The following is a 22,476-nucleotide window of genomic DNA, read 5'->3' as shown; positions in this document are numbered from 1 at the left end:
AACCTGTTTTTGTAGTGATTTTTGATGTGTTTTACAGGTGAAATAATTTAAACTAATGCGTTTGTTATCACCACCGGTAAAATGTAAAAAGTTTTGGTTATTTTTGTAGCTTTGACTTTGTAATATGATTACAGGCGGTTAAATAATGTACAGTTTTCATCAGCTAGATTCTAAAAATGGATTGTTCAGAGAGGCGATGATAGTACATTTAATACCTGTTTTTGGGTTGAGAACACTGGCTCAAAGATTGCGTTAGAATTCGAGATAAAGCCCGTGATTATGGGCTGACGTTGTGTAGATAGTAATAATTAGAAGACCTTGATAGATGCGCTTAAAACAAATAAAACTCGCAGGCTTTAAATCATTTGTTGATCCAACTACGGTACCGTTTCCTGAAAATCTTACCGCAATTGTTGGCCCGAATGGGTGCGGTAAATCCAACTTAATCGACGCCGTACGTTGGGTAATGGGGGAGTCTTCCGCCAAGCACCTTCGTGGTGACTCAATGACGGACGTAATTTTTAATGGTTCAACCTCTCGTAAGCCAGTGGGCCAGGCCAGTATTGAACTTGTTTTTGATAATAGCGACGGCACTATTACCGGAGAGTACGCAAATTATGCTGAAATTTCGATTCGAAGAAGTGTTACCAGAGATGGAATTGCGAGCTATTTTTTAAACGGTACCAAATGTCGTCGTAAAGATATTACCGACATATTCCTGGGTACCGGATTAGGTCCTCGAAGCTACGCCATTATCGAACAAGGTATGATTTCTCGTTTGATTGAATCTAAACCTCATGAGTTGAGAATTTTTCTGGAAGAAGCTGCCGGTATTTCGAAGTACAAGGAAAGAAGACGAGAAACTGAAAACAGGATCAGGCATACGCGTGAAAATATGGAGCGTTTGAGCGATATTAGAGAGGAGCTCGGTAAACAGCTTGCGCACCTGCAGAGACAGGCAAATGCCGCCACAAAATACAAAGAGTATAAACAGGAAGAAAGGCAGCTGAGAGCTGAGTTATCAGCACTTAAGTGGCAAAAATTTCATGGTCAGGCTGAATCATTGTCTCTTGAGATTAGAAAGCTGGAAGTTGAACTGGAAGCCAGAATCTCTGATCAGCGCTCTGCTGATAATCAGATCGAACAAACTCGTGAAAAGCATATTGAACTCACCGAGTCTTTTAATGGAGCACAAGGTCGTTTTTATGGTGTAGGAGCTGACATTGCTCGTCTCGAACAAGGTATTGCCCACCGAAAAGAGCGAAAGTCTCAGCTGAGTGATGATTTGCGTCAGGTCAGTGGCTCATTAAAGCATCTTACTGAGCAAATGGGTGAAGACGAGATTCAGTTAGAAACGCTTCAAGCTAGGCTTCTGGAGAGTGAGCCTGAGCTTGAGTTACGCCGCGAAGCAGTTGAGCAGGCGCAGGAGAGTTTGTCAGAAATAGAGTCCAGTATGCTTGATTGGGAAGAGCGCTGGGACTCTTACAACAAACAAAGTTCTGAAAATAATCAGAAGATGGAAGTAGAGCGCACCAGGATTCAGCACTTTGAAAAGGTTATAGAAAACCTGGTAAAGCGAATTGAAAAGACCGAAGAAGAGATTGCAAAATTAGAAGCTGAACCGCTAGAAGACAGTATGGTAGAGGCTTCGGTTGAGCTTAGCAAAGCTGAAGAAGAGACTGAAACACTTTCCGAAAAAGTTGATTCATTATTGGATGAAATCTCTTCACTGCGTCAAGAAAGAAGAGAGGAGCAAAGTGAACTCGATCAGTGTCGGAAAGAGGTACAATCGGTTCAAAGTAAGCATATTTCTCTGTGCGCTATGCAGAAAGCTGCATTAGGTGCAGACAGCGAGCACGTCAATGAATGGCTCGAATCTAATGGTCTTAAGAACAATCAGAAAATAGCACAAGATATCAAGGTCGACGAAGGTTGGGAAAGAGCTGTTGAAGTTGTTCTGGGGGATCAACTTGAAGCCGTGTGTGTCGATGAGCTGGGGAATTTGATTGAAAGCTTTGGTCAGATACAGGAAGGCAGGTTAACTTTACTAGAGAAAGGAGTCGTACAGGAGTTATCTGCCAAATCTGATAGTTTACTTTCTAAGGTTTCAAACGGTGAAAGATTGGCTCATTTACTGGCCAATATCAAGATTTGTAATTCGGTAGAAGAGGCTTTATCCATAAGGGGGGAGCTTGCTCTATATGAGTCAGTAATCACAAAAGACGGATTATGGCTTGGCAGAAACTGGATCAGAATTTCGAAAGCATCTGTTAATGAGAGTAGCGTTTTAGAAAGAGAATCTGAAATTGAAGCACTAGCTCAAGAACTGGAAATTTTGGAGTCTAAATATGAAGCACTTTCTGATAAGTCAGATCTCAGTAGAGAAAAGCTTAAGGATTTAGAGGCTTCCTGGGAAGAAAAGCAGCGTTTATTGAGTGCTGCGAACAAACGATATAGTGAGTTGCGTGCGAAGGTGGGGTCTCACCAGGCTAAAATGGAACAAATGTCAAAGCGCAAAGAGTCCCTAAGCAAAGACCTGGTTGAATTGAATCAACAATTAGAAACTGATGAAGAGCTTTTGTCAAAAAGTCGTGCCAGTTTAGAATCTCTGGTCGACGCGATGGCTGATGACCTGGAAAAGAGAGAAGAGTTAACCCAGTTTAGGGAAGATAAAAGAAATGCTATAGAGCAGGCAAGAAACCAGGTGCACAATGCAAAAGATTTGGCACACAAAATTGAGCTTGAAGTAGCTAATATCAAGTCTGAAATTAATTCCGTTCAATCGACGAATCAGCGTATGCACACACAGATTGCAGAACTGCAATCTAGAAAGGTTTCGTTAGAAGATAATTTGATGACAATTGATTCTCCCGATGATGACTTGCAGGTTGAATTGGAAGAAGCGCTTGAAAAAAGGCTTGAGTCGGAGACTGAGCTGGCTAAAGCAAGAGAAGCGCTGGAAGAAGTTGATAAGCATATCAGAGAGTATGAAAAGAAACGTCATGATGCAGAGCAAGCTGCGCAAGGCGTGCGTAGTAGACTCGAAGGCTTACGAATGAAGTGGTCAGAAAATACTACGATGCAAAAAAATCAGGCAGAAAACCTTTCTGAAGATGCAGAGAATATTGAAGAAATTCTTGCAAAAATGGAGGAAGGGGCAACTGAGAGTGAGTGGGAGTCTAGAATTGAAAAGGTAGTCGCAAGGATCCAACGTCTTGGAGCGATCAATTTGGCTGCAATAGAAGAGCATGAACAACAGTCAGAACGCAAAATTTACCTGGATGCTCAATTCGAAGATCTGGAAGAATCTTTAAATACTCTGGAAGGAGTAATCAAGAAAATCGATAAAGAAACTCGTACGCGCTTCAAGGAAACTTTCGATAAAGTGAATTCCGGAATGAAAGAACTATTTCCAAAAGTATTTGGTGGTGGTCATGCTTACCTGGAAATGACAGGTGAAGATCTTTTAGATACCGGTGTTGCAGTTATGGCTAGACCTCCTGGAAAGCGAAATAGTACTATCCATTTACTTTCTGGTGGAGAAAAAGCCTTGACGGCGTTGTCGTTAGTATTCTCTATTTTCCGTCTAAATCCTGCGCCATTTTGTATGCTTGATGAGGTCGACGCGCCTTTAGATGACGCTAACGTTGGACGATTTTGTAAGCTGGTTAAAGAGATGTCGGAAACAGTTCAATTTATTTACATCACGCATAATAAGGTGTCAATGGAAATGGCTTCTGCACTTGCGGGAGTTACCATGCAAGAGCCAGGTGCTTCGAGACTGGTAGCTGTTGATGTTGATGAGGCTGCGCAATTGATTACCCAGTAAGGAGACTGAATTAGTTATGGATTGGCAAATCAGAATTGCACTAATTGTTCTTGGTCTGGGACTAATTGGCTATATCGTTTATGACTACAAGCGTCGTCAAAAGTCTAATCAAGAAAAAGAGTTTTTAATAAAAAAAATGCGGGATTCTGCTGAGCAAGTGGACTCCGCCGGCTTTGATTATACCGGCGTAGGAAATGTCAGAAAGGTTGTTAAGGAGCCTACATTTTCAGAAATAGATAGTGAACCAAATCTTGCAAGTAGACCAGATCATGAAGATATTTCCTCCGAAGAAGTCAACCAAACAGAGTCAACTATTGAAATCATGGGTGAGATAGAAACTCATGACAAAGTTTCAATAACAGAAAAAGCTATGCCGTCAGAACAGCTGAGTTTCGATGAGCTATCTGAGCCTGATATGGTTTGCTCGCTTATTCTAAGAGCAAAGGAAGGCGAAGCATTTAAAGGTGGTGAGTTTTTGCCATTGTTACTTTCTCAAGGATTAAGACATGGTGATATGGGGATTTTTCACCGGCATGCAACTCATAACGGCAAAGCTGGCCCCGTGATATATAGTGTCGCCAATGCTGTTAAGCCTGGAACTTTTGATCTCAAAAATATTGAGAGGTTTGAAACACCAGCTTTTGCATTTTTTATGACTTTGCCTGGACCGAAAGAGCCTGTTTCTGCATACGAAGGAATGGTTAAAACTATTCGGATGATTCAATCAGAACTCGGCGGGCAGATTTTGGATGAGTCTAAAAGTGTCTATACCGAACAAACACACCAGCATCAACTAGAGCTAATTAGAAGTTATCTAACAAAAAAAATTACTAGTTAGTTATTGTCTATAAATCATTTCAATTTAAATAATTAAATTTTAAGTTAGAGCGATCGTTTAATGAATCAATCGATAGTCGAAAAAATTAATCAATTGCGGACTCAGATAGAAGAGCATAATTATCAGTATTATGTCCTGGATAATCCAAGTGTTCCAGATGCCGAATATGATCGGCTAATGCGTGAGTTACAGGCGCTTGAGAATTCCAATCCTGACTTGGTTGATGCCAACTCTCCAACACAAAAAGTTTCAGGAAAGATGGACGGTGCTTTCCAGCCAGTTAATCATTTGACGCCAATGCTGTCTCTGGATAACGTCTTTTCTGAAGAGGATCTTGAAAGCTTTATTCAAAGAATTAACAGGCGTTTACACAGCGAACAGGAAATTGAATTTACATGTGAACCCAAGCTCGATGGATTAGCTGTCAGTATAGTATATCAAGATGGGGTATTAGTTTCAGCGGCTACAAGAGGAGATGGACAAACAGGTGAAGATGTAACCCAAAATGTCAGAACCATAAAAAGTGTGCCACTCAAACTTAGAGGAAACTATCCTTCGTTACTGGATGTACGCGGTGAAATTTTTATGCCCAAAGATAGTTTTGATAAATTGAATGAAACAGCAATTGCTAAGGGTGGTAAAACATTTGTTAACCCGAGAAATGCTGCTGCAGGTAGCTTAAGGCAACTTGATCCTTCAGTTACAGCTGAACGTTCTCTTGCTGTTTATTTTTATGCAATTGGCAGTGCTCAAGATGATGAGGGAAAATCAGAACTAAAACAGAGCCATTTTGATAGATTACAGCAATTAAAAGATTGGGGATTGCCAGTTTGTCCAGAGATTGAGGTCTGTATGGGCAAAAAAGGGTGCCTCGACTTTTATAGCCGCATCCTGAGGAGGAGAGATTCTCTTGCCTATGAAATTGATGGGGTGGTGTTGAAAGTAAATTTAATAGAATTACAAGACGAGTTGGGGTTTGTTGCAAAAGCTCCAAGATGGGCAATAGCGCATAAGTTTCCTGCGCAAGAAGAAATGACTAAGTTGCAAGCGGTCGATTTTCAAGTTGGAAGAACCGGTGCAATAACGCCTGTAGCCAGATTAGACCCTGTTTTTGTAGGTGGCGTAACTGTATCCAATGCAACTTTGCACAATATGGATGAAATTGATCGATTAGGCGTAATGGTTGGCGATACTGTCATTATAAGACGGGCTGGAGATGTTATTCCTCAAATTGTCAAAGTCGTTAACGAAAGGCGTCCTGACAATGCAAGAATGGTCACCATACCATCTCATTGTCCGGTATGCGGTTCGCCTGTTGAGAAAGAAGAAGATCAAGCCATTTACCGGTGTACAGGTGGACTTTTCTGTGACGCTCAGAAAAGGGAGTCAATAAAACACTTTGCTTCGCGCAAGGCGATGGATATAGATGGATTAGGTGATAAGCTCGTCGATCTACTATGCGAGCAGGGGCTCCTGAATAGTGTTGCAGACATTTTTATACTTAATAAGGAGACTATAGCTTCATTGGAAAGAATGGCAGATAAGTCTGCAGAAAATTTAATCTCTGCCATAAACAAAGCTAAAACTACTACTTTTGCCAAGTTTATCTACAGCCTTGGTATTCGAGAGGTCGGTGAAGTTACCGCCAATAATTTGGCAAATCATTTTTTAACGATTGAAAAGTTACTCATGGCAAATCATGATGAGCTAGTCCAGATCAAGGATATCGGTGAAGTTGTTGCCCAACATATAGTAGCGTTTTTGGGAAATGAGCATAACCTCGATGTGATTGATAAACTTCTGGACAGAGGAGTTCATTGGCCTGAAGTAAAAATTATGTCCTTGGAGGAGCAGCCTCTGATTGAGCAAACCTGGGTACTAACTGGCACTTTAAATAGAATGAAGCGAAATGATGCCAAGCAAATATTGTTAAGCTTGGGGGCTAAGGTTAGTGGCAGTGTTTCCAAGAAAACTAGTATTGTTGTTGCGGGAGATTCTGCTGGATCTAAATTAGCCAAAGCCAATGAGCTTGGAGTTTCGGTCATTGATGAAGACACTTTTATTGAAAGACTTTCATCTCTGGGTGTCAAAGTAACAGACTAGTATCTAGAGATTAGTAATATTTATTAGTTTTATATGGAATAATGAAACTGGTTTTTATGTTTTTTTAAGTTCTTATTAGTATTGTTAAGCTATCTTACGCTAGAGCGCAATATTTTAGTTGTAAGCAATCATTTTGCGAAGTGAATATTTGAAAGTTGGGATTCTTTAAAATAAACATGGAGCAAAAATAGGGTTTTTAGAACTAGAACGAATTTCGGGTTTTTTTCCTATACGTAATGAGAAATCTCTCACAAAAAATTACGATAAATCGCCATACATATTTCAGATTTGTGTCCTATGCTTACTCTTAAGATTTGTAGAAAATATTTCTACAAGATGTTAAAGGAGTCGAGCAGAGGAATACATTATGGTTAAAGTTAAACATCAATGGGCAACTTTTCACAAGGGCAGAATGAAAGTGAAAGCTTGTGCTTGCTGTGGAGAACTTCATCTTCCTAGTAATACTGAAAAATTTTGTGAAAGTAGCGATGTGCTTGATAGCCAAATTGTTAAAGCAGGTTATCGACTCTATGGAGGACATGCTTCACTACACTAGCATGGATAGTTAGCTAATAAAGAATTTAGAATAAAAAAGCCAAGGCTAATTCGCTTTGGCTTTTTCTTTTTGCTATAGAGTTCCAATGTTCAGTCGGGCCTAGAATAAAAATTCTTTTAGCCACTTATTAACTTCGTTGTGCCATTGAATACTGTTAGCAGGCTTTAAGACCCAGTGATTTTCATCTGGGAAATATAGAAGCTTACTTTTAATTCCTTTTCGCTGTAGAGCGGTAAATGTTGCAAGAGCTTGAGTGACGGGAATTCGATAATCCAGTTCTCCTTGAATCACCAGCATAGGTGTTTTCCAGTTTCTCACATAATTTGCCGGATTATATTTTTCGTGGTTTTGAGGTACGTCAAAATATGTTCCCCCATTCTCCCATTCAACAAACCAAAGCTCTTCTGTGGCGTAATACATCATACGATTATCAAAAACACCATCATGATTAACTAAACATTTGAATTGTTCGGGCCAATTTCCGGCAATCCAGTTAATCATATAGCCTCCATAGGAAGCTCCTAATGCACAGCTTCTTTCTTTGTCGATAAAAGAATATTTATTCTGAGCATAAGCTAAGCCTTTTTGTAAATCTTCGAATGGTTTGCTTCCCCAGTTTTGAGAAATTGAGTCGGTGAACGCCTGGCCGTATCCTGTTGAACCATGAAAATCGATCATCACGGAGACAAATCCCTGGCCTGCATAGGTTTGTGGATTCCAACGGTAATGAAAATGATCTCCAAAGCTACCCTGTGGTCCTCCATGTATCAAGTATGCCAATGGATATTTCTTCTTTGGATCAAAGTTTACAGGTTTAACTATATATCCATAAACAGTTTCGTCATTCCAGCCCTTAAAACTAAATTGTTCATATTCTCCAAAAGCAATTTTTTCTAATTTATCCTTATTGGCAAAAGTGATTTGCTTTTGATTTTTTCCATTGAGGTCACTGGAGAAAAGTTGTACTGGAGAAGTCAGTGTGTCTTTAGCAAAAACAACTTTATCCTGGCCTACGGTTACTCCGACGACAGCACCATTTTTATTAAAGAGTGTTTTTTGCCCGGTGGCAATTTCGTATTTCCACAGAGCTTTTGTACCTAAATGATTGCCGGTTAAAAAAAGAAATTTGTCGTCTGTAGAAAATTGCAAGCTACCAAAAGAACGGTCCCAGGTCTCGGTAATTCTCTTACTTTTACCGCTTCGAAGATCTCTCAACACAACATCAAATTTATCTGCCTCAAATCCAGGACGTTTCATTGCAAGGTATGCGAGAGTTTGTCCGTCGTGACTGATAACGGGAGAAGTATCCCAAGCCTTATTTTGTTTTGTAAGATTTTGTGGACTCTTTGTGTTACTAAAATTGACACGGTAAATGTCAAAATTTGTTGAGGTCGGTTCAACTGCATCTTGTAGTCGAGCAGAGAAATAGACGGCGTCTCCGCTTTTGGAGAGCGTATACTCTTCATCACCACCGAAAGGATCTGATGGAATATTGGCATTGACCGACGATGTAATAGAGACGAGAGACTTGGCAATAGAATGACCTTTGTTGTCAAGTCTTACTAGAAAAAGTTGAGATTGTTTCTTATCTACCCAGTGATCCCAATGGCGTACAAACATTTTGTCATAAACAACACCGGAGGATTTCTTCAGCTTTTCCTTCTTATCAATTTCTACAGTACATTGGAAGTTTTCACATTCCGGATAAACACTAGAGGAAAAGACAAGTTTTTTACCATCTCTTGAGAGTTTAAAGCTGGTCACATCGATTGGAAAGTCAGTAATTTGTTCAACTTTTCTATTCTTTGTATTGACGCGCCAAACCTGCGTTGAACCAGAGCGAGTCGAGAGGAAGTATATCCAGTTAGTTTCTGCGTACCATTTTGGAGCAAAGTCAGAAGACTTATCTGTTGTTAGCTGAATCGCCTCGCCTGACTTCACCCGACTTAGCCAAATATCTGTTCTGCCTTTATTGGCGTCCAGATCTGTTTTCCTTAAAACGTAGGCAACTTCTTTGCCGGAAGGGGAGAGGGTAGCACTTGATATTCGATCCAAAGTCACCAGGTCTTCGACTTTAAAGGGGGCTTTGCCATTTGAGGTGTTCGAGGGTGTCTCTTTCGATAATGTTGAGTTGGAAATAGAAAAAGCTAATCCTGCGAACACCGCTATGAAATGAGTTTTTTTCATTTGATCTCTCTTTTTTATTGTGGTGTTTGTTTTTAGATTTATCATTTTAATCGCTGTCTGTATTTTGCGCTTTCAGTTTAATGAATTCAACATGAGAATTTAGCGGTAATTTGTCTAAAGATTGAGCGAAAATAAAAGTCATTGAATGCAAATCAATCAAAATTAAAAAATCTTTCAGTTTTTAAATAAAAGCGGTTGACAGGCAAAGTCAATCTCCATACAATGCCCGCCAATTCGGGGCTATAGCTCAGCTGGGAGAGCGCTACACTGGCAGTGTAGAGGTCAGCGGTTCGATCCCGCTTAGCTCCACCAGTTACTTTTTTCTATTCAATAGAAACAAGTCGAGTTTGCTAAAAAGTCTTACGAGTTTTTGAGCATTCAAGTCCAGTCCCCTTCGTCTAGTGGCCTAGGACCCCGCCCTTTCACGGCGGTAACAGGGGTTCGAACCCCCTAGGGGACGCCATATTAGAAAACCAGCCTGCCACAGGCTGGTTTTTTTCGTTTTAAGCACCTATCTAGTTTATTTGGTATAAGGTCACCCTCGTTACCTATTGAAATCATTAACGATTTTTATCAGATATAAGCATAATATTGAACTCCGACTACTGAAGTTAGCTCGCGCTTGAGCTATAATACGCACACCATTTATCGGTGATAAAATTTCGCTAATTTCAACATGGTATTTCCCTTACGCTAAGCCATTTCTTGCATGGGAATGATGACTTGGTGTATCGTCTCAACTAGCTAACTGGACAGACCAGTTATCTCATTATAAGAAACGGGATTGATTGGGTCGATCAATCACCGCTGGAGATAATAAATGACAGTAATTAAGAAATCAGATTTTATCGATAGTGTAGAGAGTGCTCTACAGTATATTTCTTATTACCACCCTAAAGATTTCATTGACTCGCTTTTTGAAGCCTATAAACGTGAAGAAAACCCAGCCGCAAAAGATGCTATGGCGCAGATGCTAATTAATTCGCGTATGTGTGCCGAAGGTAAACGACCAATTTGCCAGGATACTGGAATTGTTACTGCTTTTGTCAAAATTGGTATGGAAGTGCAGTGGGACTCTGATATGACGGTTCAGCAGATGGTGGATGAAGGTGTGCGAAGAGCATATCAAAATCAAGACAACCCACTCAGAGCTTCCATAGTCCAAAATCCAGTTGGACCAAGAGTTAATACCAAAGATAATACTCCCGCTGTAGTGCACGTTGAAATGGTGCCGGGAGACAAGGTAGATGTCACCGTTGCGGCCAAAGGCGGTGGATCAGAAAACAAGTCGAAGTTTGTCATGCTAAACCCAAACGATTCTATTGTCGATTGGGTACTTAAAACTGTACCGACGATGGGGGCTGGATGGTGTCCTCCTGGTATGCTTGGGTTAGGAATTGGCGGAACGGCTGAGAAAGCCATGGTTATGGCAAAAGAGTCGTTGATGGATCCTATCAATATTCATGAGCTAATAGAAAAAGGGCCGGAAACCCCGGTTGAAAAGTTGAGAGTAGAGTTATACGAAAAAGTTAATGAGCTGGGAATAGGGGCCCAAGGACTAGGAGGGCTGACTACAGTGCTCGATATCAAGATTAATGATTGCCCAACTCATGCTGCCTCTTTGCCTGTAGCAATGATTCCAAACTGTGCAGCAACTCGTCACGCCCATTTTGAATTGAACGGGTCCGGACCTTCATTTATTGAAGCTCCAAGCCTTGCTGACTGGCCGGTTATTACTCAGGAAAAATCTGACAATATTAAGGAAGTTAACCTTGATAATATTTCTCAGGATGAAATTGAAAGCTGGAAACCTGGTGATACATTGTTGTTGTCAGGCAAAATTCTTACCGGACGCGACGCTGCGCATAAGCGGATCAAAGACCTGCTAGATAGCGGCGAAAGCCTTCCTGAAGGTGTTGATTTTGAAAATCGCTTCATCTATTACGTAGGCCCGGTTGACCCTGTACGGGATGAAGTTGTAGGGCCTGCTGGACCAACAACTTCGACGCGGATGGATAAGTACTCTGAAATGATGCTTAACTCAAAAAGCGAAGGCGGTTTGGGACTTATGGGAATGATCGGCAAAGCAGAGCGTGGAGATACTGCTTTGGCCGCCATCAAAAAGAATAAAGCTGTTTATTTAATGGCTGTAGGCGGTGCTGCCTATCTCGTTTCCAAAGCCATCAAAGAGTCTCGAGTTGTCGCGTTTGAAGAGCTCGGAATGGAAGCAATTTATGAGTTTGAGGTTAAAGATATGCCTGTAACTGTAGCCGTAGACACTAATGGCGACTCAGTACATAAGACGGGACCTCAAATTTGGAAAGTAAAAATTCAGGAATCTAAATAAAGACTTTTGAGTTACGGGCAAATTTGCCCGTACTCTTTGTTGCTGGTGATTCGGTACTAAAGCCTGATTGCCCGCGCTTGCTTCACAAGTTCTAATGGGGAAATAGCGGTTGAATTAATAGTCATGCTTTTGTAATGACTATTATGGAAACTAGCCAGATTACCTTATTGATTTTAGCACTATGGAGCGAATTGGAGATGAGTCCTTAAAACTACAAAAATCAGATTCATCGAAATTAAGGATAAATCGCTCTGACAGAAAGTGTTGTTGAGGAATTCGATGCACTGAGTATGAGCAAAGTCCAGATTAACTAAATGAAGAGAGACTGTGTATGAGCACAAATTTGACTCCAGGCGCAAAGCTTCGCCAGGCAGTGGCTGATAGCAAGCCATTGCAATTAGTTGGAACCATCAACGCCTTTACTGCGCACATGGCGAAACAGTCGGGCCACAAAGCAATTTATCTTTCCGGTGGTGGCGTTGCTGCGAACTCACTGGGTATGCCCGATCTTGGTATCAGTACCATAGACGATGTGTTAACCGATGTTAGACGTATTACCGACGTTTGTGATTTACCTTTGATGGTCGACGCTGATACAGGGTTTGGCGGTGCTTTTAATATTGCTCGAACAATTCGTTCACTTACAAAGTTTGGTGCTGCTGGTTGTCATATTGAAGATCAGGTTGCCGCAAAGCGATGTGGTCATCGTCCCGGTAAAGAAATCGTTTCTCAACAGGAAATGGTCGATCGGGTAAAGTCCGCTGTTGATGCCAGAACAGATGAATCGTTTGTCATTATGGCAAGAACTGATGCATTGGCTGTAGAGGGGATGCAATCAGCTATCGATAGAGCCAATGCTTGTTTGGAGGCTGGAGCGGATATGATTTTCCCTGAAGCCATGAATCAACTCGAGCAATATGCGGAGTTTAGAAAGTCGGTTGACGCTCCTATTTTAGCCAATATTACCGAGTTTGGTGCGACACCTCTGTTTTCAACTCCCGAGCTTGCTGAAGTTGGTGTCGATATCGTCCTTTACTGTTGTGGAGCTTATCGTGCGATGAATAAAGGTGCGGAGACTTTCTATAAAGCATTAATCAACGATGGTCATCAGCGCAATGTTGTAGAAATTATGCAAACACGTGAAGAGCTTTATGGCTATTTGAATTACCACGAATACGAGCAAAAGCTGGATGCGCTATTTGCAAGTCAAAAACAGTCTGAAGAAAATGAATAAGGAGAAGTGAGCATGAGTGAAACAGTTTTACCGAAGCCAAAAAAATCCGTTGCGCTTTCAGGTGTAGCGGCAGGAAATACTGCTTTGTGTACCGTAGGTCGAACCGGTAACGATTTAGCTTATCGTGGTTACGACATTCTCGATTTTGCTGAGACTGCAGAGTTCGAAGAGATCGCTCACCTTCTGATTCATGGGCGTTTACCAACAAAAGCTGAGCTAAAGAATTATAAACGTAAATTGAAAAGTTTACGTGGTCTTCCTGCCCCGGTAATGGATGTTTTGGAGGCTATTCCTGCGGCAGCTCACCCTATGGATGTATTAAGAACCGGTTGTTCTGTGCTTGGCACGGTACTGCCAGAAAAAGACGAGCAAGCACCGGCTGACGCGAGAGATATTGCAGATCGCTTGATGGCTTCTTTCGGATCAATGTTGATGTATTGGTACCATTACAGTCACAATGGGAAAGTAATTAATGTTGAAACTGATGACGATTCTATCGGGGCTCACTTTCTGACCTTACTTCACGGTGAAAAACCTAGCGAGTTATGGGAGAGAGCTATGCATACTTCATTAATTTTGTATGCTGAGCATGAATTCAATGCCTCAACTTTTACTAGCCGAGTTATCGCAGGCACAGGCTCAGATATGTATTCTGCCGTGAGTGGTGCAATCGGAGCACTTCGTGGTCCTAAACATGGCGGTGCAAATGAAGTCGCGTTAGATATTCAAAAACGCTATTCTACTCCGGATGAAGCTGAAGCCGACATCAAAGAAAGAATTTCTCGAAAGGAAATCGTAATTGGATTTGGCCATCCAGTTTATACTGTGTCAGATCCGCGCAATGAGGTTATCAAGAAGGTCGCCAAACAGCTTTCTGAGGAAGAGGGAGATCTGAATCTTTACAATGTTGCAGAGCGTTTGGAGACTGTTATGTGGAACGAAAAGAAGATGTTCCCAAATCTGGATTGGTTCTCAGCTGTTTCGTATAACAAAATGGGAATACCTACTTCAATGTTTACCCCGATCTTTGTAATGTCTCGAATTACCGGTTGGGCGGCACATATTATGGAACAACGTGTTGATGGTAAGATTATTCGACCCAGTGCAAACTATACTGGCCCAGAAGACCTGAAGTGGGTACCAATTGAAGAAAGATAAGACTGAAATTTTTATTTCATTTTGAGAAAAGGAGCCATAGGCTCCTTTTTTTGCTTATACTTTAGTGAAATAAAGCAAAGTAACTAAAGGCTGGTTGTATGGCTAAAGATGATAATTCGAATGAAGTTGATATAGTCGAACACAATTTGGCTTTAGCAGGAAACATTGCTTATCTTATGTATGACGCTGAATTCGAAAATGAAAACTATTTGTTAACTGAAAAATTAAAACTACTTTTATTACTGGCAAATGCGTTTCAATCAGTCAGCAGTCCTGAATGTAGAGCTTTACTAGGAGAGGGAGGGGCTGCATTCAAAGTTACAGGTAATGGAGAGAGCGTTAGCCAATATAGTACTTTGGCACATAAGGTAGCATTCGACCTGGGTTGTATGTTTAACTTTTTGGATGAGAAAGAGACTGATAGTCATCAGAATTTTAGTCGAAATTCCTTCAATAAATTTTCCTGTGCAGTCAGATTTTCATGTTTACTCGCTTTAGCTGAACGCTTGTCTTTGTTAAGGATCAAAAATGGTGTTTCCTCAATTAGCATGAAGAGGTTATTAAGCATTTCTGCAAGGTGCCACGCAGTCGAATGCTTATTGCGAGATTCAATAGTATGCGAACAGTCTTCCAATGAAAATACAAACCGGAAGTTTTGTGCAAAACTATCGTCTTTGGTCGGAGGTCTAATGCTAAATAGTGCAGATGAAAACTTTATCCTGCCTGCTTTAAAGCTCTCGCTTAGTGACGATTGTCAGGGCTGCTTATCGGAAAGTGAACTTACAAGATTTTGGTTGGCAGGAGATTTAAGCCGTAGAGTACATCAGTTGCTAGATTTTTTGCTGGTAAATAAAGACTTTGAGTTAACCGCCGAAGAATTAATATCTACTCCTTTTAAAGCATCCAGGGTGGAGAAGAACTACATGCTTGTTGCGGATGATATTTTTGATAAAGATCTGGTGTTTGCATATTTTACTAAAAAACTGGAAATATGTTTTAACAAAACTCGTAGTGAGTCTATTCTTGAATTTGTAAAGAGTGACCATTTTTTTGATTATTCGGTAAACGAGTTTATATTGGCTACCGCGCTGTAATACTTATTGAACGTATATTTTTTTGAAGTTGAGTAAAGAGTGGCTCCAGGATTTGAATAGCTAACCTGGAGCCTGCAATAGATTTTTGGTTTACTCCTCTGAAGGAAATACTATAAATGTGATTTCCACTGTTTCAGAATCGGCCTTGCCATCATTTACTTTTATTCTCATTGAGTCAACTCCCGCAGCTCCATCTATTGGCGTGTAAATAAAGTCTGGTCCACTACCGGTAATCTCTCCGGACAAAGGATAATCTACGATAATGTAGGTGAGGGGATCTCCGTCGGCATCGAAGGCATCAACAATAAATTCTAAGGATGAAAATTGAGGAAGTTCGTGGGTTGCCGGCTCTATCGTTGGTGCGGTATTGGCTGCCGGGTTTACCTGTATTGAAACCGTTGCAATGTTGGAGTCGTCAGTTCCATCGTTAGCCAAAAACGAGAAAGTATCCGTTCCGACAAAACCAGCGTTTGGTGTATATATGTAGTTAGGCCCATCACCGGTAAGTATGCCATTGGTTGGAATATTGACAATTTCGTAGGTCAATGGGTCCATATCTGGGTCATTTGCTTCAACTACTACATCAAAAGCTATCGACTCAGTCGTTTCCAAAGAAGCATTGTAGGCAACAGGAGGGTTGTTTTCGAAAGGAATAATTGAAATTGACACAGTCGCAATATTTGAATCATTGGTCCCATCGTTTGCAATGAATTGAAATTCGTCCAAACCGGTAAAGCCTGAATTAGGTGTATAGGTGTATTCGGGGCCTTCTCCATTGTCGCCGTTGCCCACTAATAATCCGTTTTGCGGAGGCTGCACAACTATATAGTCGAGAGGATCAAGATCGGGATCTTCAGCTGTTACTGTGAAGATAAAACTGGTTGATTCAGTTGTTTGTAGCGATACGCTGAATGCCTGTGGAGGAGAGTTTTCTGCACAAGAAGTATCGCCATGATAAATAAAAGATATCCAGCCTTTGCCATTTAGCTTGTAGTCAGTTAGTTCTATTGTAGCAAAACTTGATACCAGGTAGTCGAATTGGCTACCCTGACCAAGGTTTTCAGACCAAACAGGGATCTGAATAGGCACGTTAAGAAGCACATCAAGATTTGCCCGGATACTACTGCTGTTTTTTACTCCCGGGCGTCCCTGCACCCAGTCATTCGGATCAAGTTGGGTGTCTTGCGCATCGTTGGGATTGATATAAATATGGCTATTGCCCGGACGAAGCAGGCTTTCTGCAAGAGACGGTGAATCGTTACGACCATCCCAGCTTAACCAACTATAGTTCCCTTTACCTACACCTAACGGAATCTGATGAAAAGCCTGGCCATCACTGATTTCAGAAAATAATTCGGTTGAAACTGTTATAGGGTACAGCTCACATTCTTCCGATTTTACAGTCGTGACTGAAAAGATATGCAAGATTAGCCCAGCAAAAATAGACATCTTTACGTTGTTAACTACAAATTTCATCGTTATACCTCACTTAATTACTACAAAAAATAATAACGATAGTCGTGATTTTTAGGTCTGTGTCTTTAGACTTGGAGTTGCAATATGCTTTGTTTTTATTTGATAGGAATAGTCTGGACAGCTACACAATGTTCATTCAACGAATGCCAGGTACAATGTGGAACTTCAATAAAAACCAGCTGCCGTTCATGACTAGATTAGGGAAGTTTTCAGCGATTAAAAATATTAGTTTGAGATGATTTATTCTTAATTAAATAAATATTATCAGAAGAGATGATTAGCCGAAGAGTTTGAGATTTTCTATTACTTTTCTAACTGTTTGACACAGGAGGGTTATAAAAATAACTAATAAAGGCCAGGTAAGTTAAATTCTGGATATCCGCTGTGATTTTCTTAAAAGAAAACCTTTAACTACAAATAACATAAATAGAGAAACACCCAGAAAAGCGATTAGTTTAATGGTGTTTTGCATTAAACTCACACCTTTTAAGATGTTTTCTCTTTCTTTGGCTGCTTCTTCGCTCACTTGACCAAGCAGAACCAGAACTTCGACACCTGCGCCTTTAGCGCAGGCCATATTAAGAATGATCAGAATAAAGCCGGTGATTAGCAATGAGCGAATTGCATTTCTGAAATAAGATTTGTAAGGCATGAGCTATTAATAGTCGATATCAACTTTTTTGTCTGAAGGTTTAATATAGATTGTAAGTATCAATATAACAACACTTGTCAAACAGAAAGCGTCTTCAGCGAGAGCTAGTTCTCGCAATTTACACAATTACGACCAAGATCTTTAGATCGAAGCATTGCTTTTTTGGCTTTCATAAATGCCTTGTCGAAAGAACCCTGGCCACTAAACTCTGCTACGCCAACAGATACTGACGCTTTTACCGGTGTCATACTGCTTTTCTTTTTAAGCGAAATTGCGAGTACACGTTTTCTAAGATTTTCGGCGACTGCTACTCCTGACTTTAATGGTGTTTTGGGTAGAAAAACAGTAAATTCATCTCCCTGGTATCTGGAAATGATATCCTCCCCTCTAAGTTGAGCATTAAAAGCTTTGGCCAGGCTTTTAAGCACTGCATCGCCCATAACTTTGCCATTTTGATCATTCAGCTGCTTAAACTTATCGAGGTTGATTCGCAAGATGCTGACTGGAAAGTTTTCGCTATCTGCCAAAAGGCATTTGATAACGGTAAAGGCGCCCTGATTGTCGAGAAGCTCAGTTAATTTATCGTAAGATAGAGGTTTAGCGTCAACATCGTTACCCTTGTTCAAAGCTTTGACTGCGCTTTCCAGGTTTGCCGCTGCTGTTCGAGCTTTTTGGGCAAGCGCCTGATCGACTTCAGAGTCTCTATTTTCCTGACTTTCGCTAAGTTTTTCTGAGATATGCTGAACATCTTCTTTTGTTCCTAATAGCAGAGAAAGGGCTGCGGCTGCATACTCTTCAGTGTGCTCATCATGCATGCTCAACTCTTTGTAGCTCTTGGCGATGATATGTTTATTGTAGATTTGTTTTATTTTATCGTGCTCATCATCATCCGAGAGTTTGAGGGCATCAATGTCCTGTTTAAGTTGTCTGTTTTCGGTGAAAAGATATTCGTAAGCAAGCGTGTAGCATATGGGATCTGCTGGTAGATGGTTATCACGAAGCCAAGCCATTGCAGCTCGCGACTTTAATCCCGCTTCTTTTATATCTTTTTGCCTTTGCGATGTCATGCTAATTATTCTGGACTGGTTTTACCCGAAAAATGTTAAAGGAAATATAGTTTCATTGCAGTCTTTTGAATGGCTGTTCCTTGTATTGCCTTGTATTGTGTATTGGTTAAATTATAGGACAAAAATCAACAGGAAAGTGACAATATTTGAGAGGATGAGAGGACCTGTTCATAAGGATGAACAGGTTACTTGAAGTACATCTGAAGAGTCTATTTGCTCACCGGGCTGGCAATTAAATTCTTAATTGCTGAGAGAAGTTGGCGCTTTTTAAAAAGGAAGTGCCAGCGAGTTCCCCCTGATTGACGCCAGAGGAATATCGCGCGAATAGCTGCTAGTAGAGAGGCTCTTATCTGAGCTTGAATCATAGGCTGTTGGAGAAATTTCGGTTCTCCCTTTACCTGAATTCTTAATGGCATTTTTGAAAGCGTTTGCTTATAAATCTCTGAAGCTTCATTAATGAATTGTTGGTAGCTTTCTTCGTTTTCGGCAATATCCGAACCTGAAAAGCGCTGCGCAAGCTGGTCTATTTTTTGAGTAAGAGTGGTTAAGATGTCATTGTTCTTATTTAGCTGGGCCTGGAGAGAAATCAAGTTGATTGCCAGATTTACAAACTCAGGGTCTTTGTCTTTATCTTGTGGATCGATTTGCCTGGCGAGAAGACGTAATCCGTTATTCAGTTCAAAGCTCCCACCATAGATGTCGACCGGACTACCCGCATCGATTTCAACTAGACTACTGACTACAGCCCTAAGGTCGCTCAGGTTTGTCTGTCCTTTCCAGGCCAGGTTTTGGACTGAACGAATAGCTTGAGATAGTGCTCCCAAACCAATGCATTGGCCTAACAACTGATTATTTTTACTCATAATTTTATAAATGCTGGGTATAAAGTGAATATTTTGTGTCATCTGAAGGAATCATTGACATATTTGATCAATAATTCCACCGCCAAGACACTTGTCTCCGTTATAAAACACGACTGATTGCCCTGGAGTAACGGCTCTTTGAGGCTCGAAAAAGTCGACCTTCCAATCTGTTTCGTTAACGCGGATTACTTTGCATTTGAAATCTTCCTGACGATATCGGCTCTTGGCAGTACATTCAAACTCAACTGGCATCTCATCTGGCTCGACCCAATGCAGTTGAGTTGCAATTAATCCCTGACTCATTAGAAGAGGGTGGTCGTGACCCTGACCTACAATTAATACATTGCGTTTCATATCTTTTTTCAGTGCATACCATGGGGCATCATCTGCACTCGCCATACCGCCGATACCGATTCCTTTTCTTTGGCCCAAAGTATGATACATCAAGCCGCTATGCTTTCCGATTATATTACCTTGATCGTCTTCTATATTACCTGGTTGCGCCGGTAAATATTTCTGTAAAAAGTCTTTAAACTTTCGTTCACCAATAAAACAAATACCGGTACTGTCTTTTTTCTTGGCGGTTACAAAACCTTGCTCTTCCGCTATTCGTCGGACTTCAGGCTTTTCCAGTTCGCCAACCGGAAACAGAGTTTGACTCAGTTGGGCTTGCTGTAGTGTGTAAAGGAAGTAGGTCTGGTCTTTATTGGTATCAATTCCACGCAGCATTTGAGAGCCTTGTTCACTATGCAGCACACGCGCATAATGACCTGTTGCAATGTAATCTGCGCCGAGAATTTTGGCGTAATCAAGAAATGCCTTAAATTTTATCTCTTTGTTACACATGATATCCGGGTTAGGTGTGCGTCCATTTCGGTATTCCTCCAAAAAGTACTCAAACACCCGGTCCCAATACTCTGCAGCAAAGTTTATTGTCTTAAAAGGAATATTAAGCTTTTCAGCTACTGCTCGAGCATCAGCCATGTCTTCGGCCGCCGCACAATAGTCATCGGTATCATCTTCTTCCCAGTTTTTCATAAAGACGCCTGTCACCTCGTAGCCTTGCTTTTTTAGCAAGTAGGCTGCGACAGACGAATCCACTCCACCGGACATTCCAACGACAACTTTGATTGGTCGCTTTTCAGAAGTGTCTGCATCACTTTGATTGTTGTTGATGACTATATTGTTCATTTAACTATATATACCGATACTTAATTTGGGGCGCAAAACTAGAATAATTGGCACTTATTTTAACTCTTTCCAGCATTCGTTGGCTAAATGGAGCTCATTATTGGAAAAAACAAGTGACTCCAGTGGAATTCTTTTTCCTTGAAGGTAGTCTGAAAGGCACTGTAATACCAAGGCACTTCTCAGCTGCTCCTTGGGTAATTCACTAACTTCATCTTTGGTGAACCACAAAGCGTCCAGAATATCTGGATCTTGTGGAGAGGGGTCTTGATTTTCAGGTACATCACCCACGAAGCAAAAGCGCAAGTATGTTTTTCCGTTGGTAGCCGGGCTTAGCAAATAGGTACCTGTTAGTCCTGTCGGGGTAAAAGAGAGACCTGTTTCTTCTTCTACTTCTCTGATAACGGCTTCCTCAAGAGATTCCTGCAGCTCTACATGACCTGCAGGCTGATTGAATACTATTTGACCACTGCTAGCTTTTTCTTTTACTAACAAATATTGGTCTTTTCGCCTTATAATAGCAGCCACGGTTACGTGGATTGAATCCATTTACTTTTTCCATTTTACAGCTTAAAGATTATGACGCATTTTACCCATTTGAATGAAAAAGGCGAGGCCCAAATGGTCGATGTGACCAAGAAAAGCCATACTGAACGCTCTGCCACTGCTACCGGCTTCGTCAAAATGCAGCCGGAAACTCTGCGAATGATTGTTGAAGGCGAGCATAAAAAAGGCGATGTTTTGGCAACCGCACGTATTGCTGGTATTCAGGCGGCGAAAAAGACTTCTGATTTAATACCCTTGTGCCACCCATTAATGTTGACTTCGGTAAAAGTTGATCTAAGTCCAGATGAAGATGCTGGAGGTGTTAGAATTAGTGCAACTTGCAAGCTGTCCGGTCAGACTGGCGTTGAGATGGAGGCATTAACAGCTGCTTCTGTGGCTGGATTAACCATTTATGATATGTGCAAGGCAGTAGACAAAGGCATGGTTATTTCGAATATCCAGCTGGAGGAAAAGAAAGGTGGCAAGTCAGGGTATTGGAAGCGCTAGAAGCTCTTGTAATATTTAGCACTCAGATCGAATAAACATTAAAAGGTAAATGAATGAAGGTAGAAGTTCTATTTTTTGCCAGCTTTAAGGAGCAACTGGATTGCTCAAGGCTCTCTATTGATTTAGCTAGTGGCGATCATGTGAGCGAGCTTTGCGAGCTTTTAAGCCAGCGAGGTCCTGAGTGGTTGGAGCTGTTTGGTAACCCGGCAAATATGGTAAAAGTTTCAGTTAATCAAGAAATGGCGGAGTTTAACAAAAAGCTTAATGAAGGTGACGAGGTCGCTTTTTTCCCACCAGTGACTGGCGGTTAGTTTGCTAGCCTATTATCAACAGGATCTTCAAAGGGGATGAAAGTGTCTTCCCAATCAAAATTTTATGATGCGATATCTATTAGCGATGTAGCGCTCGATATGGACGAGCTGATTAAGGAAGCTCATGCAAACAATGGAGAGAGTGGCGCTGTTGTTACTTTTACCGGGGCTGTTCGAGTTTCAGATGAAGAACAGGGATTAACAGGGATGACATTAGAGCATTATCCGGGAATGACTGAATCCCAGTTAGCTTCGATTTTAGAGGAAGCAGAAGAGCGCTGGCGGTTAACCAGAATGTTAGTATCTCACAGAGTCGGGTATCTGGCTCCTGGCGATCCAATTGTATTTGTCGCCACAGCAGGCCTTCATCGAAAGGAAGCTTTCGAAGCTGCCGAGTTTATTATGGATTATCTTAAGAAAAAGGCGACTTTCTGGAAAAAGGAGCATTATGGCGATCGAACGCAATGGGTTGAAGCAAAAGAGAGTGACGAGCAAGCAGCTGCGCGCTGGGAGCGATAAA

18 protein-coding genes and 2 tRNA genes are annotated in these 22,476 nt (G+C 41.2%); 13 read left to right on the top strand and 7 right to left on the bottom strand.

The features are described 5' to 3' along the window. The first annotated feature begins 325 nt into the window (after positions 1–325). From smc to IYN84_RS05895, 4 genes are all read left to right on the top strand, one after another. Entirely contained in the window at positions 326–3,829 is a 3,504-nt protein-coding gene (gene smc, locus IYN84_RS05910; protein WP_196138228.1) for a chromosome segregation protein SMC, read from the top strand. Between the two features lie 16 nt (positions 3,830–3,845). After that, positions 3,846–4,667 (top strand): cell division protein ZipA, encoded by an 822-nt coding sequence (zipA, locus tag IYN84_RS05905; protein ID WP_196138227.1) that lies wholly within the window; start codon positions 3,846–3,848, stop codon positions 4,665–4,667. 60 nt (positions 4,668–4,727) lie between these two features. Beyond that, positions 4,728–6,770: an NAD-dependent DNA ligase LigA gene (gene ligA, locus IYN84_RS05900; RefSeq protein WP_196138226.1), complete on the top strand. Its 2,043-nt coding sequence runs from the start codon at positions 4,728–4,730 to the stop codon at positions 6,768–6,770. Between the two features lie 367 nt (positions 6,771–7,137). Next, a complete protein-coding gene (locus IYN84_RS05895) occupies positions 7,138–7,326 on the top strand; it encodes a hypothetical protein (protein ID WP_196138225.1) in 189 nt (62 codons plus the stop codon). A 99-nt stretch (positions 7,327–7,425) separates the two neighbouring features. Here IYN84_RS05895 and IYN84_RS05890 read toward each other — a convergent pair whose 3' ends face one another. Then, positions 7,426–9,513, bottom strand: coding sequence for a S9 family peptidase (locus IYN84_RS05890; protein WP_196138224.1), 2,088 nt, complete (start codon positions 9,511–9,513; stop codon positions 7,426–7,428). A 236-nt stretch (positions 9,514–9,749) separates the two neighbouring features. On the opposite strand from IYN84_RS05890, the gene IYN84_RS05885 reads away from it, so the two are divergent. The 6 genes from IYN84_RS05885 to IYN84_RS05860 all read left to right on the top strand — a co-directional run bounded on the left by IYN84_RS05885 (position 9,750) and on the right by IYN84_RS05860 (position 15,346). Continuing rightward, positions 9,750–9,825, top strand: a tRNA-Ala gene (locus IYN84_RS05885). A 75-nt stretch (positions 9,826–9,900) separates the two neighbouring features. Beyond that, positions 9,901–9,976: transfer RNA gene (locus tag IYN84_RS05880), tRNA-Glu, on the top strand. A 357-nt stretch (positions 9,977–10,333) separates the two neighbouring features. After that, positions 10,334–11,860 (top strand): fumarate hydratase, encoded by a 1,527-nt coding sequence (locus IYN84_RS05875; protein WP_196138223.1) that lies wholly within the window; start codon positions 10,334–10,336, stop codon positions 11,858–11,860. Positions 11,861–12,191: 331 nt separating this feature from the next. Then, positions 12,192–13,094, top strand: coding sequence for a methylisocitrate lyase (gene prpB / locus IYN84_RS05870; protein ID WP_196138222.1), 903 nt, complete (start codon positions 12,192–12,194; stop codon positions 13,092–13,094). Between the two features lie 12 nt (positions 13,095–13,106). Further along, a complete protein-coding gene (gene prpC, locus IYN84_RS05865) occupies positions 13,107–14,252 on the top strand; it encodes a 2-methylcitrate synthase (protein ID WP_196138221.1) in 1,146 nt (381 codons plus the stop codon). Between the two features lie 98 nt (positions 14,253–14,350). Continuing rightward, the gene (locus IYN84_RS05860) at positions 14,351–15,346 is read left to right on the top strand and encodes a hypothetical protein (protein WP_196138220.1); all 996 of its coding nucleotides are present in this window, start codon (positions 14,351–14,353) and stop codon (positions 15,344–15,346) included. A gap of 90 nt (positions 15,347–15,436) precedes the next feature. On the opposite strand, the gene IYN84_RS05855 is transcribed toward IYN84_RS05860, so the two are convergent. From IYN84_RS05855 to IYN84_RS05830, 6 genes are all read right to left on the bottom strand, one after another. Beyond that, the gene (locus tag IYN84_RS05855; RefSeq protein WP_196138219.1) at positions 15,437–16,822 is read right to left on the bottom strand and encodes an Ig-like domain-containing protein; all 1,386 of its coding nucleotides are present in this window, start codon (positions 16,820–16,822) and stop codon (positions 15,437–15,439) included. A gap of 364 nt (positions 16,823–17,186) precedes the next feature. Beyond that, positions 17,187–17,474: a hypothetical protein gene (locus IYN84_RS05850; RefSeq protein WP_196138218.1), complete on the bottom strand. Its 288-nt coding sequence runs from the start codon at positions 17,472–17,474 to the stop codon at positions 17,187–17,189. 104 nt (positions 17,475–17,578) lie between these two features. Beyond that, complete coding sequence (locus IYN84_RS05845; protein ID WP_196138217.1) at positions 17,579–18,541, bottom strand: GGDEF domain-containing protein; 963 nt, start codon at positions 18,539–18,541, stop codon at positions 17,579–17,581. Positions 18,542–18,750: 209 nt separating this feature from the next. Next, positions 18,751–19,404 carry a high frequency lysogenization protein HflD gene (gene hflD / locus IYN84_RS05840; RefSeq protein ID WP_196138216.1) on the bottom strand — a complete coding sequence of 218 codons (654 nt, stop codon included), beginning with the start codon at positions 19,402–19,404 and terminating at the stop codon, positions 18,751–18,753. 51 nt (positions 19,405–19,455) lie between these two features. Then, positions 19,456–20,595, bottom strand: coding sequence for a tRNA 2-thiouridine(34) synthase MnmA (gene mnmA / locus IYN84_RS05835; protein ID WP_196138215.1), 1,140 nt, complete (start codon positions 20,593–20,595; stop codon positions 19,456–19,458). Positions 20,596–20,649: 54 nt separating this feature from the next. Further along, positions 20,650–21,141 (bottom strand): NUDIX hydrolase, encoded by a 492-nt coding sequence (locus tag IYN84_RS05830; RefSeq protein WP_196138214.1) that lies wholly within the window; start codon positions 21,139–21,141, stop codon positions 20,650–20,652. A 30-nt stretch (positions 21,142–21,171) separates the two neighbouring features. Here IYN84_RS05830 and moaC point away from each other — a divergent pair, with 30 nt between their 5' ends. Genes moaC through IYN84_RS05815 form a run of 3 tightly spaced genes read left to right on the top strand, consistent with a single transcriptional unit; the run spans position 21,172 to position 22,475 of the window. Next, the gene (gene moaC, locus IYN84_RS05825; protein WP_196138213.1) at positions 21,172–21,645 is read left to right on the top strand and encodes a cyclic pyranopterin monophosphate synthase MoaC; all 474 of its coding nucleotides are present in this window, start codon (positions 21,172–21,174) and stop codon (positions 21,643–21,645) included. Between the two features lie 53 nt (positions 21,646–21,698). Continuing rightward, positions 21,699–21,956, top strand: a complete 258-nt coding sequence (gene moaD, locus IYN84_RS05820; RefSeq protein WP_196138212.1) for a molybdopterin converting factor subunit 1 — start codon at positions 21,699–21,701, stop codon at positions 21,954–21,956. Positions 21,957–21,992: 36 nt separating this feature from the next. Continuing rightward, a complete protein-coding gene (locus tag IYN84_RS05815; protein ID WP_246722602.1) occupies positions 21,993–22,475 on the top strand; it encodes a molybdenum cofactor biosynthesis protein MoaE in 483 nt (160 codons plus the stop codon). Position 22,476: the final 1 nt, after the last annotated feature.

The organism is Aliikangiella sp. G2MR2-5 (assembly GCF_015687155.1).
Taxonomy (GTDB): domain Bacteria; phylum Pseudomonadota; class Gammaproteobacteria; order Enterobacterales; family Kangiellaceae; genus Aliikangiella.
This window is presented reverse-complemented; position numbering and strand designations above follow the sequence as displayed.